This window comes from Kribbella sp. NPDC058245 (assembly GCF_042882005.1).
Classification (GTDB): Bacteria; Actinomycetota; Actinomycetes; order Propionibacteriales; family Kribbellaceae; genus Kribbella.
This window is the reverse complement of the sequence record NZ_JBHVWY010000003.1, coordinates 200,143-215,456: the sequence shown is the minus strand read 5'-3', so window position 1 is coordinate 215,456 and position 15,314 is coordinate 200,143. Positions and strand designations below refer to the sequence as shown.

Sequence of the window (15,314 nt, the reverse complement as noted above, 5' to 3'; positions counted from 1 at the left end):
GTGCCATGTTGACCATCGTTCTACTCGGTGGGTTCGGCCTGGTGCTGCTGGTCACCGCCATGATCGTGGCGGATGTGGTCAGCGGTTCCCGGCGTGAGGCGAACTCTTCGGGCAGTGAGGAAAAGACCGCGGGGCGGGTGATCCGGGTGCGCGGCCCGGTGCACGGTCGCCTGCAGGACGGGACTCCGGCCATCTACACCGAGGTCCACGTCGAGTACTACACCCGCCGGGGTGAGGGACCTTATGAGGTCACTCGCAAACTTCCGGTCGGCAGCAGGACGTCGTACCAGAAGGGCGATCGAGTGATCGTCGCGTACGACGTGCGCACGCCACGTCGCGGTCGGATCGCCGGTCGCGTCACCCACTGGCCCACTCTCGGGCCGCGCGCCGGCCAGACCTCTCCGGAAGAGCCGCTTCCCCAGCGGTAAAGACCCGCGCGCGTCGGAGTCCCTCACCTGATCACAGGTGAGGGTTTTGTGATTCAGGCGGCGAAATGCGGAGCGAGCAGGCTGTAGAGGGCTGGGAGCCCTTGCCTCAGCACAGACTCGGACTCCGCCTCAGGTAACCGGTCGGCGAGGTGGGCCAGCGCCTCGCCCATGGCGATGCTGGTGGTGACCGCCAGCCGGAATTCGCGGCTGTCCCGCGCACCGAAACGGGCCGCCAGCAGCTCGGAGAATTCGCCCGCGTGCTGATCGTCGTACTCGCCTGGCTGGGTCTCCAGATCCGGATCGCCCAATCCGCTCAGCACGACCGCCCGGAAGCCCGGATCGGTCCGGTGCATCTCGCGGAACGTGCTCATCGTGACGTCGACGGCCTGCCGCCAGCTGGTCACCTCTGCCAGCCGGAGACTCACCGCCTCGGTGTAGCGGGCCTGGTTCCGCCGCTCGATCGCCTGGATCAGGCTGCGCTTGTCCGGAAAGTACCGATAGACGCTGCCGACCGCGATCTCGGCCCGTTTCGCGATCCCGCTCGTCGACGCCGCGTCGTACCCGCGCTCGACCACCTCGGCACAGGCCGCGTCGAGAATGCGCTCGACCTGGCGGCTGGCCCGGTCCTGGGTCGGTGTGCGGCGCAGCGGATACGCCCCCGATGTCACCATTCGGCCATTGTGCGCCGAATCGTCGACAACGCTGCCACCTTCGTATGACAGATTGCCGTCAGATCTGCGTCATGCACTCCAGAGGAGGGGAACGCACTCCATGCGTATCAGCAAATCGGTGATCGCCGGCATCGCGACCACCGCGGTCGCCGCGTCCGGTCTGGCCGGGTCGGCCCTGACCACTCAAAGCTCTCAGGCCAGTACGACGGCCGGGCTCAAGATGAACCAGATCCAGGTGATGGGTTCGCACAACTCCTACCACCGCGAGGTCAGCGACGACGAGAAGAAGATCCAGTTCGCGCAGCGTCCGGACTCGGTCGACCTCTGGTACTCGCATGCCCCACTGGGTCAGCAGCTCGAGGACCAGAACGTCCGTCAGCTGGAGCTCGACCTGTTTCCGGACCCGACCGGCGGGCTGTACACCTACCCGCTGATCCGCAAGATCGCCAAGCTGCCGGCGCTCACCGATCCGGAGCTGGCCAAGCCCGGCATCAAGGTGATGCACATCGTCGACGTCGACTACAACACCGTCTGCCGCAGCTTCGTGCAGTGCCTGCAGCAGGTGAAGACGTGGTCCGACGCGCACCCGCACGCCGCGCCGATCGTGATCAACCTCGAGCTCAAGCAGTCCGACCCGGCGATCGTCGCCCAGGGTGGAGTGAAGGCTCCACCGTGGGATGCCGGCAACCTGAACAGCGTGGACTCCGAGATCCGCTCGGTCTTCGGCGAGCAGCAACTGCTGTCGCCGGACGACGTGCGCAAGCCGGGCCTGACGCTGGAGCAGTCGGTCACCACCAAGGGCTGGCCGACGCTGCAGAACGCCTCCGGCAAGGTGATGTTCTACTTCGACAACGGCGGACCGGGCACCGCGATCCGCGACATCTACCGTGAGGGCAAGCCGAGCCTGGAGGGCCGGGCGGTCTTCACCCGCGGCGCCGAGGGTGACGCCGACGCCGCGGTCACGCAGGTCAACGACCCGCGCGGAACCGGTACGGCGGAGATCCAGCGCCTGGTGAAGAAGGGCTACCTGGTCCGGACCCGTTCGGACGAGCCGCTGGCGACGATCCGGGACAAGGACTTCAGCCGGGTCGGCATCGCGCTGGGCAGTGGTGCGCAGTACGTCAGCACCGACTTCCCGGTGGCCGGGATGGCCTCGCGGTACGACAGCGACTTCGTCGCCGAGCTCCCCGGAGACACCCCCGTACGCTTGAACCCGGTAACAGGCAAGCCTGGAGCACGCGTAGCGGAGAGGTGATCTGAACATGTCGGAGCACGTGGTCGACGTCAGCTGGAGCCGTGGTGAGCACGAATTCACCTATGACACCTACAGCCGCGACCACGAGTGGCGCTTCGACGGTGGGATCACCGTGCCCGGGTCCGCCAATCCGGCGTTCCTGGGCAGTCCCGGCCCGGTCGATCCCGAGGAGGCGTTCGTGGCCGCGCTGTCGTCGTGCCACATGCTCACCTTCCTCGCGATCGCGGCCCGCAAGCGGCTGGTCGTCGACTCGTACGACGACCACGCGGTCGGTGTGATGGCGAAGAATGAAGCCGGCCGGCTGGCGGTCACCGAGGTGACGCTGCGCCCGAAGATCGTCTGGAGCGGCGCCTCGCCTGACGCCGCGGTGCTCGACCGGCTGCATCACCTGGCTCATCAGGAGTGTTTCATCGCGAACTCCGTGACGACGACGGTCACGGTCGCTTCGTAGCTGACGGCAACAAAAAACCACCCACCGGGTCTGGCCTGAGCCTCGCGCAAGCGGCGTCAGGACAGTCGGTGGGTGGTTTTGCGATGCACCTCTGTGGTGGTGCATCGGACGGATCCGGTGGCGCTGCACATGGGCGCCTCTGCGTTTCGTGTGCGTCATCCGTGCGGTCCAACTCGGTGGGTAGGACCGTTCGGGTGCGCCGCCGGTGATCCGTTCGTCCGGTTCGCGCCAGTTACTGCTCAGCGGCGGCGTCGCTCCGGTCGTCTGTGGGGGTCGTCGTCTCGACGGTGCGGCCCAGCTCGGTGGCCAGTGCCGTCATCATTCGGTGGATCGTCATGCCAGTGAGACGCACCGCGGGCCGGGGTATGACGGGAATTTCGAGAAATTTCTCGATGTGACCTAGGCCACTATGTCCGGACTTACTTCTCGTCCAGCCCGTCGAGCCGGAGCGGGACCAGCTTGCGGGCGTCGTCGTACGACGTCCCGGTCAGCTCGAGCAGGTCGACGACGGTCGACCGGATCTGGCCGAGCACCACCACTGCGGACAATCCGGTCGGCAGCGGCATATCCGCCGTACGGCGGCCGAGCTCGCCCAGCACGCGGTGGGCGGCGACCTTGGCGGCCGGTTCGAACAGGGACTCCGCGATCAGCCGGGTGCCGTCGGCCAGGCGGTCGAGGAGCATCGGGTATTCGTCGGGCATCCGCTCATCACGCCAGACCGAGACCGCACAGCGCCGTACCAGGACTCGGATGTTGCGGATCGCGTGATCGAGCGGGACGACCAGGTCGGCGATCTGCTGGACCCGGCCGCGGTGCCGGCGGCGGAACGGGGAGAGGCGGACGACGGCTACGCCTTCCGAGGCGGCGCTGCGGAGGTCGTCGAGCATGGCCTCGCTCGCGCGGGCACGTCGGAGCGCGTCGGTCAGTTCGCGCTCGTCGAGCTTGTCGTCGTGCGCCTCTTGGTCGGTCTTGTCACGAAGGCCTTCGGCGGTCTCGACGAGAATCGCGGCGAGCTCGTTCAGCACCTCGGAGGCTTGTTGCCTCGGACGCCTGATCGCCGCGGCCGGGGCGATCGTTGCCGCCGCGAGGGCGACTACGCCACCGAGGGCCGCATCCAGCCAGCGGCTGAATCCCGCGCCCGGATTGGGAAGCAAGGTGGTGACGATTGCCGCCTGGACGCCGGCTTGGGTGGTCATCAACGTGCCGGCGCCGAGCAGTACGGCGACGCTCATGGCGAGCGCGACCACGAAGATGATCTGCGGGATGCCAGTACCGAAGAACCGGACGAACAGGTCGCCGACCCCGACACCGACCGCCACACCGACCATGACCTCGGCGACTCGACGCAGTCGCTGGCCGAAACTGAAGCCGAGACAGACCATCGCGGCCACGGGCGCGAAGAACGGTGCTTTGTGGCCCAAGGCGTAGCGGGCCAGCGCCCAGGCGACACCGGCGGCCAGCGCGCACTGGGCAATGAAGAAGATCCGATCGCGCCAGCGTTCGAGCCGCCGCCGGACCGAAGCCCCGGTACGACGTGCGGCCTGCGGCGCGATGTCGTCGCGCAGTTCCCGCAACTGCTCGAGCGTCAGCCTGACCGGATCCATCCGTTCATTGTGCCCGGCTTGATTCATCGGGGGCTGAAGGGACACTGTGTGATCATGAGCGAGCGCAGCGAGCGAGTAATTTGTACAGTGACGTCTCTTGTCATGACGGAGCCGAGCGCTAGCGAGGTGGAGGCATGACGGAGAACAACCGCGAGGACTACGGCAGCTACAGCGTCGACGACGAGGACCAGCTGCAGGCGGAGGACACCCTGAACGACCGTGGGGTGGACGATCTGCTCGACGAGGGCTACTCGCCGCCCGAGAAGTGGTCCGCCGGGGAAGGATTCGGCAACACCGCCGAGGAGGCGCTCGAAGGCGAGACGCTGGACCAGCGGATCGCCCAGGAGGAGCCTGACATCGACCCGTACGCCGAGGACGGCGAAGACGTCGGCGGCCCGGAGGTCGGCGTACGGCGTTCTGGTCGTCTCGTCGCCCCTGACGAAGGCGCGCACTCCGACTCCGAGTCGGATCTCGTCGCCGAGGACGTCGGCTTCGACGGCGCCGCTGCCTCAGCCGAAGAGGCCGCCATTCACGTCGTCGACGACGAGGACAACTTCGAACTCGACGACGATGACGACACCGACCTCTCGTCGTACGAGAACGTCGATCTGGGCGACGTCACCGACCCCGAGAACTGATTGTTAGCGTCCGAAAACTCGCCGACGGTGCATGGCGAGTCTTCGGACGCTATTTCGGGGTTGATCTAGCGTCCGAAAACACGCCGACCACGTCCTCCGGTGCTTCGGACGTTAGCGGGGGGTGACGGTGACTTTGGTGCCGTGTTTGGGGACCAGGGTGACGTTCTTGGCCTGGGCCGGTTCGGGGGTGGGGTCGGGGGCCTGCAGGTTGTAGGCGGCGAGGGTGGCGCGGAGGATCTCGGTGCCTTCCATCAGGGAGAAGCCGGCGCCGATGCAGCGGCGGGCGCCGCCGCCGAAGGGCATCCAGGTGCCGGGGGCGGGCGGGTCGTCGGAGAGGAACCGCTGCGGGCGGAACTCCTCGGGGTTGGGGAAGTGTTCGCCGTCGCGATGGACGAGGCCGATCGCGGCCAGGACCGTCGTACCGCGAGGGAGGCGGTAGCCGGCCAGGTCGGTGGTCTCGGTGAGGCGGCGGCCTACCTGGTAGACGACCGGATGCAGGCGCAGGGACTCCTTGACGATGGCTTCCAGTTCGCCGTCGGCGTTGTGGTCGGCTGCGTTCTGGCCGAAGGCGAGGTCCTTCTCGCTGCGGGCCAGGTCGTGGAAGGCCCAGGCCAGCGCGGTGGCCGTGGTTTCGTGGCCGGCCAGGAGCAGGGTCACCAGTTGGTCGCGGAGTTCGACGTCGGTCCATTCGCCGGCAGCGAGCAGGCGCGTCAGTACGTCGTTGCGTCCGGCAAGGTTTCCGCGGCGGCGCGCGATCTCGTCGTACAGGATGTCGTCGACCTGCTGTTGTGCGCGCAGGAAGCTCCGCCACGGCGGGATCCGGAGGAGCGCCGGGTAGAAGCCGCCGAGCATGATCACCGGCGAGACCGAGACGATCTTGTCCATCAGTGGGCGCAGGGTGTTCAGCCGGTCGACGTCGGTCACGCCGAAGATGACCTGCAGGATGATCTCCAGCGTCAGGTTCCGCATCCGCTGGTGCATCTGGAACGGCTTGTCGACCGGCCAGGTCGCGATCTCGGCGACCGCGAGCTCGTGCACCATGTCGGCGTACCCACGCAGGGCCTGGCCGGAGAACGCGGGCATCAGCTGCTTCCGCATCCGGACGTGGTCCTCGTCGTCGAGCAGAAGCAGCGAGCTCGAACCCATCACCGGCTCGAGCGCGGTGTTGCCCTCACCGGCGTGCACGACCGCGGGTGAGCTGCCGTAGACCTCGCGGATGTGGTCCGGCCGGCTCAGCACGACGCAGACCCGGCTCGACGGGACCAGGCGGATCGTGAAGACATCGCCGTACTTCTCGCGCATCCGGGGGAAGAACGTCTTGCGGTGGTTCGCGAACAGCAGACTCTGCACGAGCGTCGGCAGCCGCGGGCCGGGCGGCAGCGTGCGGGCGGTCTGCCGATCGAGCGTGCGGGAACCGAGCAGTGGAGTCGGAGCCATGCGTTGACGCTACGTCACAAGGGTGAACGGTGAGCGTCGTACGCGACAAGCGCAGCAACGATCCTGGGCAACTGATCGTCACTGACCGGATCGAGGCCGGTGAGTCGGGCGACCTGTTTCAGGCGGTAGTCGACGGTGTTGGCGTGGATGTGCAGGTCGGCCGCGGTCTGTCGCCGGCTGCGGGCGTTGGCGAGGTAGCAGCGCAGGGTTTGGAGCAGGTCGGGTCGATCGCTGAGTGGTTCGAGTAGTTGTGCCAGGCGGTCGCGGGCCGGGCTGGGGCGGCTCAGCTGGAACTCGAGCACGAGGTCGTCGAGTTCGTAGACGTTGGGTGGATGGCGGTGGATGCGGATGACGTCGAGCAGGTCGCGTACCAGTGCGGCCGCAGCCGGTACGTCGGCCGGCGCGCTGGTCGTGATCGCGAAGGTGAGGTCTACTCCGGCGACTCGGCTCAGTCTCGTGCGGAGGTTATCGACGTCGCTCTTCTTACAGGGCAGCAAGGCGATCCCGCCGTCGACCGACAGGCTCGCCATGCTGCCCGCGAGTCGGTCGAGCTCGACCCGGATCCGCCGAAGCTTGCGTCGGGCAACGATCTGCGGATCGACTCCGGGCTCGAGCTCGTCGGGGTGCGTGCCGAACGCGAGCCCGGCGACGACGTACTCGGCTGGCAGCCGTACGCCGGCTCGCAGTGCGGCCTCGTCGACCGCTCGGCCGTCGAGCAATGCCGCGAGCACTGCCTGCCGAGTCGCTTGGTCCTCACCCGCGATCGACTGCCGCTCCTCGAAGTAGCTCGCGGAGACGACCGCGGTCACGTGCTGCAGGAAGTCGAGGATCAGCCGGTTGAGCGCGATCGCGTCGGGCAGCTCCTCGGGCCGGAAGCCTTCGGCAACGTTATTCGCGCAGACCTTGCCGCCGAGGTGGTACGCCGCCAGCAGAGCCTCGAGTGGCACGCCCTCCTCAGCCCGGCGCCGGGCCGACTCTCTCAATGGCGCCAGTACGTCGCCAGTCGGTACGACGCCGGTCCGGAAGGTCTCGATGAACGCGCGCAGACTCTGATCGGTGATGCGGCGGATGTCGCCCTGCAGTTCCTCGGCCGGCAACTGAGCGTAGAGCGGGATCTCCGCGACCAGCCGCGCCAGTACGTCGTCGACCAGCCGCGGGAGCCTTGACCGGACCAGCTCATGCACGGGTACGCCGCCGGACCGCAGCTCCTTGTGATCTGTCACAACGATCATCCCTTGAACTCTGGGCGTGGCCCCAGCGACCGGCAGCCGGTTTGGGGTCGAACATTACTACCCAGAAGTAGTGCTCGACCGACCGCAAAGGGTGATCACATGAAACAACGGGTACTACTGGCCGTGGGAGTGCTGGTGGCCGGCCTGCTCAGCCCCTTGGCGGCCCACGCAGCCTCGGAGCCTTTGGAGTACGTCGCCCTGGGTGACTCCTCGGCGGCCGGGCCGCTGATCCTGCCGCAGATCGACCTGCCCTGCACGCGGTCCGCGGCCAACTACCCGCACGTCGCCGCCGCCAAGCTCGGCGCACGGCTGACGGACGTGACGTGTTCGGGAGCCGCGATCCCGGACTTCAGCGGCAAACAGTTCGGCTTCGTGCCCCCGCAGTACGACGCTCTAAAGCCGACGACCGACCTGGTGACGGTCGCCATCGGAGCGAACGACTCCGGTCTGTTCCAGGCCGCCCTCAGCTGCATCAACCTCCTGCCCGCACCCGCCGGAGTCTCCTGCAAAGCGCGCTACACCGCTGGCGGCAAAGACCAGCTGGCCGCCAGCATCGACGCCACCGGCCCCGCCTTGGGCAAGGCCCTGGATCGCATCCACGCCCTCGCCCCCAACGCGCGCATTCTCGTCACCGGCTACGGCACCTACCTCCGCCCCGGCGGCTGCTTCCCCCAGGTCCCCGTCTGGCCCGTCGACGGCGACTACCTCCAAGGCACCATCGACCACCTCAACCGCATGATCGCCACCCAGTCCGCCGCTCACGGTGCCACCTACGTAGACCTCCGCACCCCCAGCACCGGCCACGACACCTGTGCCCCCGAAAGCCAACGCTGGCTCGAAGGCCTCATTCCCGGCTCCGACGCAGCTCCCCTCCACCCCAGCCGCCAAGGCATGGCCGCCTTCGGCACCTTGGTCGCCGCCGCCGCCAAATAGGCCGGGGGTCAGGGCATTGCCCGAGGCCCACCACCGCCGAGCCAACGTCCGAAGGATCCGAGCACATGGTCGGCGTGTTTTCGGACGTTACGTCAGCCCCGCGGACGTCCGAAGGATCCGAGCACGTGGTCGGCGTGTTTTCGGACGTTAGGGATGGAGGGGACGGAGGAGGCAGCGAGGGGTGACGAACCAGCGCCCGCTGCCTGGGTTGGCAGCGGGCGCGGGGAGGGGCACCGGGGTGGGGGGAGGTGGTGCCCCTGGGGGTTAGGAGCGCTTGAGGCGGAGGGTGAGGATCTGGAAGGGGCGGAGGTCGAGAGCGACCCCGCCGTCCAGGTCCCGGTCCGCGAGGTGGCGCTCAAGGAGGTCTACTTCGGTGACCGACGTCGTCGCGAAGGACGGGGTGAGGGTGCCGCGGGAGCGGCCGCCGGTGGATTCGTAGAGGCGGACGATGACGTCGCCGGACTGGTCGTCGGCGAGCTTGAGGGCTTCGACGACGAGGTTCGGGTTGTCGATGGTGACCAGGGGGGCTACGCCCTCGGCGCCGGTGACGACGCGTTCAGGGAGGTTGATGCGGTAGCCCTCGGAGATCGCTTCGGGGATGCCGGCGCCGACGACCAGGGCGTGGTTGACGGTGTGCACCCCCTGGTCGGTCTTCGGGTCGGGGTAACGCGGAGCGCGGATCAGCGAGGTACGGATCGTGGTGGTGGTGCCACCGTCGGGGCGCGCCGTGCGGTTGATGTCGTGGCCGTAGGTCGAGTCGTTGACGACGGCGACGCCGTAGCCGGCCTCGGCGACGTGGACCCAGCGGTGGGCGGCGATCTCGAACTTGGCCGCGTCCCACGAGGTGTTCTGATGGGTCGGGCGGAAGATGTGGCCGAACTGGGTCTCCGACGCCGAGCGGTCGGCGTGCACGTCGACCGGGTACGACGCCTTGAGGAACTTCTCGGCTTCGTGCCAGTCCATCTCGGTCTCGATGTCGACCCGCTTCGCACCCGGCTCGAGGCGCAGGGTCTGGGTGACCGTGGAGCGGTTGAAGGAGCGCTTCACGACGACCGTCGCGACGCCGTCGACCGTGCTGAAGTCGACCGAGTCGACCTCGGTGACGTCCCGGACGTTGTTCTTGTAGAACGAGTCGACGTCCCAGGCATCCCACTGGTTCGGGGTGTCCACGTGCAGTTGGAGAAGGTTGCCCACGGCACCTGGTGCGATGACCTCGCGGGCGGCCTCGACGTCGTACAGGGAGGTGATCAGTCCGCGCTCGTCGATGGTGACCCGGATGACGCCGTTGTCCAGTACGCCGTTCGCCACGGAGACCGGGGTCTCGGCAGCAGCCGCGACCGCGGCGCCCAGCCCTGCAACGCCGTTGCGCGTGTGCGGCGCGGCGTTGAACACGATCGACGAGGAGCCGTCGCCAGCCAGCGCCTGCTGGGCCTTGGCGATGATCGCTTCCAGCTCTGCGCCCAACCTGGCATAGGTTTCCTCGGCCTCGCGGTGCACCCACGAGATCGACGAGCCGGGCAGGATGTCGTGGAACTGGTTCAGCAGCACGGCCTTCCAGATCCGGTCCAGCTCGGCGTACGGGTAGGTGTCGAGCTTGCCCGCGACCACGGCTGCTGCCGACCAGAGCTCGGCCTCGCGGAGCAGGTGCTCGCTGCGGCGGTTGCCCTGCTTGGTCTTGGCCTGTGAGGTGTACGTCGCCCGGTGGATCTCCAGGTAGAGCTCGCCGGACCAGACCGGTGCCTGCTCGGCGTACTCCTCCTCGGCGGCGCTGAAGAACTCGGTCGGGGACTCGATGGTCACCCGCGGCGAGGACTCCAGGTTCGCGACCCGGCGGGCGGTCGCGACGAACTCACGGGTGGGGCCGCCACCGCCGTCGCCGTACCCGAACGGGGCCAGTGAACGGGTCGCGGCGCCGTTCTCCTGGAAGTTGCGCTGGGCACGCGCGAGCTCGCGACCGGACAGGTCGGAGTTGTAGGTGTCGATCGGCGGGAAGTGCGTGAAGATGCGCGTCCCGTCCAGGCCCTCCCACCAGAAGGTGTGGTGCGGGAACTTGTTCTCCTTGTTCCAGGAGATCTTCTGGGTCAGGAACCACTTCGAGCCGGACAGCTTGACCAGCTGCGGCAGGGCCGCGGTGTAGCCGAACGAGTCCGGCAGCCAGACCTCCTGGGTGTCGATCCCGTACTCGTCCAGGAAGAACCTCTTGCCGTGCACGAACTGCCGGGCCAGCGCCTCGCCGCCGGGCAGGTTGGTGTCGGACTCGACCCACATGCCACCCACCGGAACGATGGTGCCCTCGGCAACGGCCTTCTTCAGCCGCTCCCAGACCTCGGGGTAGTTCTCCTTCACCCACGCGTGCTGCTGGGCCTGCGAGAACGCGAAGACGAGCTCCGGGTACTCCTCGGCCAGCGTGGCGACGTTCGAGACGGTCCGGGCGACCTTGCGACGGGTTTCGCGCAGCGGCCAGAGCCAGGCGGAGTCGATGTGCGCGTGGCCGACCGCGGACACCTGGTGCGCGGAGGCATGGGCCGGACGGCTCAGTACGTCGGTCAGCTGGGCGCGGGCATCGGCGGCGGTCTTGGCGACGTCCTCGTAGTCCAGGGCGTCCAGGGACCGGCTCAGTGCGCGCAGGATCTCGCGGCGGCGCGGCTCCTGCAGCGACAGCTCCCGCTGCAGCCCGTCCAGCGCCTCGAGGTCGAGGATCAGGTCCCACACCTCGGCGTTGAACACGGCCAGGTCGGCGCGGGTGAGCTGGTAGATCGGCTTGCCGCCCGGCTCGGGCTTGTCACCGATCGTTGTCGGCGAGAAGCCGCCGGCGTCACCGAGGACCTCCGGGTTCGCAGCCGCTTCGACGTAGAACTCGATCGAGTCGCCGGCCGCGGCCGCCGTACCGTCCGGGCCGAGAATCGACAGCGGCGCGTAGGTCTGGCGCGGGTGCAGGCCCTTCAGCGGCCGGCCGCCGGTGGTGTGCACCAGGCCCTCCGCGGAGAAGCCGGGACCGCCGCTGAAGCCGAGGTCGATGACCGCCTCGATCTCACGGCCGGCCCACTCGGCCGGGACCTGGCCGCTGAACTTGAACCAGGCGGTACCCCAGGCGGGACCCCACGGCAGCCCGATGGCGGCCGGCTCGTAGGTCTGCGCGAGGGCCTCGGCGGGTGACACGGGCTCACCAGGTGCGTGCCACACCTCGATGTCCAGCGGGACCGCGGCGCCGTAGACCGCGGGGCGGATCCGCTCCCGCAGGGCGCGCTGCAGCCGCTCCTCGATGAGTTGACGGTCGTCGTGCACGAAATCATCCTCCGGGGCCTGTGTCACTGGGGTTCAGTCACGCAACCCACGCGGGCGCGTGATGACAACGCTGTCACACCGACCGGGGGCCCGTCCAGACACAGTTTGTGCGAACTTGCCGGGTGGCGGCTGCGGGTAGCGGTTCGGTAGCGGCGGGCGCACGTGGCTACCGATCCGGCCCGGTTGCCGCATAGGTTGTCCTGCATGGATCGTCCCCGCCTGATCATGCCCGAATCGATGAGCCGGCGCAGTGTGCTCGGCCTGGGCGCGGCCGCCGCGGCCGCCTTCATGGTGCCCGGGTGCTCGCGGGGCCGCTCCGACGAGCCCGCGCCGTCCGCTCCGGCCAAACTCGCGACTGGGAACCTCGGCGGCGTCTACAACACGTTCGGCACCGGGCTGGCGGCACTGGTCAGCGAGGTCACCGGCATGATGCTGACCCCGGTCGTGACGGCCGGGTCGATCGACAACCTCCGCAAGGTCGCGGGCGGGACGTACGACGTCGGCTTCACCACCTCGGATTCGGCGTACGCCGCGTATGAGGGGCTCGGTGAGGAGTTCGGGCGCGGATCGCTGAAGTTCTCCGCGCTCGGCCGGACCTACGACAACTATGTGCACGTCGTGGTGCCGATGGCGTCGAAGATCAAGACCCTCGCGGACCTGGGGGGCAGGCCGGTCAGCGTCGGGCCGGAGAACTCCGGCACCAAGCTGGTCGCCGACATGATTCTCAAGACGGCCAAGAACAGCAAGGGTAAGACCGGGGTCGACGTCATCGAGAAGACGCTGTCCTTGGAAGATGCGGCCAATGCGCTGAACGACAAGCCCAAGCCGGGCCAGGAGATCGAGGCGATGATCTGGAGCGGCGGTCTGCCCACGGGGCCGATCGCAGCGCTGCAGGCGACCGTCGGTTTCCGGCTGCTCGATATCGGCGAGGTGGCCCAGACCATCGCGCTCAAGCAGTTCGGCGGCTACATCGTCTCCTCGATCCCGCCGAAGACCTACGGGCTGGCCAGTGCCGTCCCGACGCTGACGATCCCGAACTACCTGATCGCTCGGCAGACCCTGTCCGACTCCTGGGCCTGGTGGATCGTGAACACGCTGTTCCGCCGCCAGAAGGACCTGATCGGCAACCCGGCCGACAAGGAGCACTACCACCCGGAGGCCGGTGCGCTGGACCCGCGATCGGCGATCGCGACGATGCCGGTGCCGCTGCACCAGGCCGCCGAGCGCTGGTACCGCAACAACCACATCTGAGTACGGCGAACGCCGTACTCAGCTCGTGGTCGCTCAGAGCTCGTAGTCGTCGATCAGGGGGACGCGGACCTCGATCACCAGACCGCCGCCGATCGGCGGTCGGGCGACGACGCGGCCGCCGACCCGGGCCGCCTCGGAGCGGACGATCGCGAGACCCAGGCCGGTGCCCGGCATCTCGCGGTGGTGGGCGCTGCGCCAGAACCGCTCGCCGACCTTCTTCAGGTCCCGCGAACCGAGGCCGAGACCGTGGTCGCGCACCGACAGCACGACCTCGTCGTTGTCGCGAGTGACCGAGACCTCGACCGGCGGAGCGCCGTACTTGGAGGCGTTGTCGAGCAGGACGTCGAGGATGTCGTCGACCTCCAGCTCGGGGCCGACGCCGCCCGGGACCATGTCGCCGATGATGAGCTCGAGGTCGTCGGCGGCATACACGGCCTTCCAGCCGACGAGCCGTTCCTTGACCGCCTGCGCGAGGTCCAGTGGCTCCTCGCTGTTGCCCTCGGCATCGGCTCCGGGGCGGTCCGAACCGGCCAGCCTGGACAGCCGCTGGACGATCCGGCCGAGCCGGTCGATGTCGCTGAGCGCGAAGCGCGCGGTCGGGGACAGCCGGGACAGGCCCTCGATGTGGATCCGCGCCGAGGTCAGCGGCGTACGGAGCTGGTGCGAGGCGTCGGCGACGAACTCACGCTCGCGCTGCCGGGCCTGGTGCAGGCTGAGGGCCATCGAGTTGAAGCTGTCGCCGAGTCGCCGCAGCTCCGGTGCTCGGCCGTCGGTGGAGACTCGGGTGTCCAGCGCGCCCCGGGTGATCTGGTGGGTCGCGTTGTCCAGGTCCTTCAGCGGCTTGATCACCGACTTGCTGATCGGGCGGACGATGCCGGCGATGATCGCGCCGATGCTGATCAGCAGTCCGATCAGCAGCAGGATCAGGCTGCCCCGGACCTCGATGCGCGGGTTCTCGGTGGGTACCCGCAGTACGGCGGCGCCCAGGACGCGGCCGTTGTTGGCGACCGGGCGGGCAACGACCATCTCGCCGCTCTGCCACGGCCAGAGCGCCGGCGGCTCGGCCGGCAGCCGGCCCGCCAGGGTGCTGCCCAGAGCGACCGCGATGTCCGGCTCGGTGACGTCGACACCGGACTTGGAGGTGGCGACCACCTTGTTGTTGTCGTCGACGATGAAGACGGGCGTGCTGTACAGGTCGTCGTACCGGACGGCCATCTCGCGCAGGTTGGCGATGTCACCGGACTGCAGCGGCGCCTCCGCCATGGTGGCGAACCAGTCCGCGTCGTTGCTACGCGACAGGAACAGGGTGCGGGAGGCGCCGGTGGCGATGAAGTTCGCCAGCGGGACGGTGGCGATGATGGCGAGCAGAACCACCATCGGAACGAGGGACTGCAGTAGGCGACGGCGCAACGGTCAGTCCGAACCCAGGCGGTAGCCGACACCGCGGATCGTCTGGACCAGTTCCGGACGGCCGAGTTTGGCCCGCAGGCTGGCCACGTGCACGTCCATGGTGCGCGAGGACGCCTCGAAGACCGACTGCCAGGCGTACAGGGCGACCTGTTCGCGCGGGACGACCCGGCCGTGGTGCGCGGCCAGCACTGCGAGCACGTCGAACTCCTTGCGGGTCAGGCTGATGGGCTTGTCAGCGACCTGGACGGTCCGGGCCTCGATGTCCACGGTGAGGTCACCGACAGTCACCCGGGGGCGGGGCTGCAGGAGCCCGGTACGACGCAGTACAGCATCGATCCGGGCCAGGAGTTCGGAAATCGCGAAGGGTTTCACCACATAGTCGTCCGCGCCGCTGCGCAGCCCCCGGACCCGGTCGGCCGCCTCACCGCGCGCGGTGACCGCGATCACCGGTACGTCGGAGACCGAACGGATCTGCCGGCACACGTTGATCCCGTCCCCGTCGGGCAGGCCGAGGTCCAGCAGGACCAGGTCGCCGGGGTCGGCCGCAAGGGCGTCCGCCGCCGTCCGCACATGGGTCACCATCAGGCCGTATCGCCGCAACGCGGGGATCAGCGCATTGGCGATATCGAGATCGTCTTCGACCAGCAAAATCCTGACGGCGCCACTCATGCGGTGATCGTAGGCCAGGTGACGCCCTGATGTGTCAGATCTTGGTAAAG

The 15,314-nt window shown here is 68.4% G+C and carries 13 protein-coding genes; 6 read left to right on the top strand and 7 right to left on the bottom strand.

From position 1 onward, the window contains the following. Positions 1-5 precede the first annotated feature (5 nt). On the top strand, positions 6-428 hold the full coding sequence (locus ACFVWG_RS07580) for a DUF3592 domain-containing protein (RefSeq protein ID WP_391542343.1): 423 nt from the start codon (positions 6-8) through the stop codon (positions 426-428). A 53-nt stretch (positions 429-481) separates the two neighbouring features. Here the strand turns inward: ACFVWG_RS07580 and ACFVWG_RS07575 are convergent, their stop codons facing one another. Then, entirely contained in the window at positions 482-1,099 is a 618-nt protein-coding gene (locus ACFVWG_RS07575; protein WP_391542342.1) for a TetR/AcrR family transcriptional regulator, read from the bottom strand. Positions 1,100-1,199: 100 nt separating this feature from the next. Here ACFVWG_RS07575 and ACFVWG_RS07570 point away from each other — a divergent pair, with 100 nt between their 5' ends. Continuing rightward, a complete protein-coding gene (locus ACFVWG_RS07570; protein ID WP_391542341.1) occupies positions 1,200-2,354 on the top strand; it encodes a phosphatidylinositol-specific phospholipase C1-like protein in 1,155 nt (384 codons plus the stop codon). 7 nt (positions 2,355-2,361) lie between these two features. Further along, a complete protein-coding gene (locus ACFVWG_RS07565) occupies positions 2,362-2,805 on the top strand; it encodes an OsmC family protein (protein ID WP_391542340.1) in 444 nt (147 codons plus the stop codon). A gap of 419 nt (positions 2,806-3,224) precedes the next feature. Here the strand turns inward: ACFVWG_RS07565 and ACFVWG_RS07560 are convergent, their stop codons facing one another. Continuing rightward, entirely contained in the window at positions 3,225-4,409 is a 1,185-nt protein-coding gene (locus ACFVWG_RS07560; RefSeq protein WP_391542339.1) for an aromatic acid exporter family protein, read from the bottom strand. Between the two features lie 134 nt (positions 4,410-4,543). Between ACFVWG_RS07560 and ACFVWG_RS07555 the strand changes: the two genes are divergently transcribed. Next, positions 4,544-5,047, top strand: a complete 504-nt coding sequence (locus ACFVWG_RS07555) for a DUF5709 domain-containing protein (RefSeq protein ID WP_391542338.1) — start codon at positions 4,544-4,546, stop codon at positions 5,045-5,047. A 111-nt stretch (positions 5,048-5,158) separates the two neighbouring features. Here the strand turns inward: ACFVWG_RS07555 and ACFVWG_RS07550 are convergent, their stop codons facing one another. After that, on the bottom strand, positions 5,159-6,484 hold the full coding sequence (locus ACFVWG_RS07550; RefSeq protein ID WP_391542337.1) for a cytochrome P450: 1,326 nt from the start codon (positions 6,482-6,484) through the stop codon (positions 5,159-5,161). A 14-nt stretch (positions 6,485-6,498) separates the two neighbouring features. Then, positions 6,499-7,716: a PucR family transcriptional regulator gene (locus ACFVWG_RS07545; RefSeq protein WP_391542336.1), complete on the bottom strand. Its 1,218-nt coding sequence runs from the start codon at positions 7,714-7,716 to the stop codon at positions 6,499-6,501. A 99-nt stretch (positions 7,717-7,815) separates the two neighbouring features. Here ACFVWG_RS07545 and ACFVWG_RS07540 point away from each other — a divergent pair, with 99 nt between their 5' ends. Further along, positions 7,816-8,649 carry an SGNH/GDSL hydrolase family protein gene (locus ACFVWG_RS07540; protein ID WP_391542335.1) on the top strand — a complete coding sequence of 278 codons (834 nt, stop codon included), beginning with the start codon at positions 7,816-7,818 and terminating at the stop codon, positions 8,647-8,649. Positions 8,650-8,913: 264 nt separating this feature from the next. Here the strand turns inward: ACFVWG_RS07540 and ACFVWG_RS07535 are convergent, their stop codons facing one another. Then, complete coding sequence (locus ACFVWG_RS07535; RefSeq protein WP_391542334.1) at positions 8,914-11,934, bottom strand: alpha-mannosidase; 3,021 nt, start codon at positions 11,932-11,934, stop codon at positions 8,914-8,916. A gap of 204 nt (positions 11,935-12,138) precedes the next feature. Between ACFVWG_RS07535 and ACFVWG_RS07530 the strand changes: the two genes are divergently transcribed. Continuing rightward, on the top strand, positions 12,139-13,185 hold the full coding sequence (locus ACFVWG_RS07530; RefSeq protein ID WP_391542333.1) for a TAXI family TRAP transporter solute-binding subunit: 1,047 nt from the start codon (positions 12,139-12,141) through the stop codon (positions 13,183-13,185). A 33-nt stretch (positions 13,186-13,218) separates the two neighbouring features. Here the strand turns inward: ACFVWG_RS07530 and ACFVWG_RS07525 are convergent, their stop codons facing one another. Next, the gene (locus ACFVWG_RS07525) at positions 13,219-14,562 is read right to left on the bottom strand and encodes a sensor histidine kinase (protein WP_391542332.1); all 1,344 of its coding nucleotides are present in this window, start codon (positions 14,560-14,562) and stop codon (positions 13,219-13,221) included. A 36-nt stretch (positions 14,563-14,598) separates the two neighbouring features. Continuing rightward, positions 14,599-15,264: a response regulator transcription factor gene (locus ACFVWG_RS07520; RefSeq protein WP_132414253.1), complete on the bottom strand. Its 666-nt coding sequence runs from the start codon at positions 15,262-15,264 to the stop codon at positions 14,599-14,601. Positions 15,265-15,314: the final 50 nt, after the last annotated feature.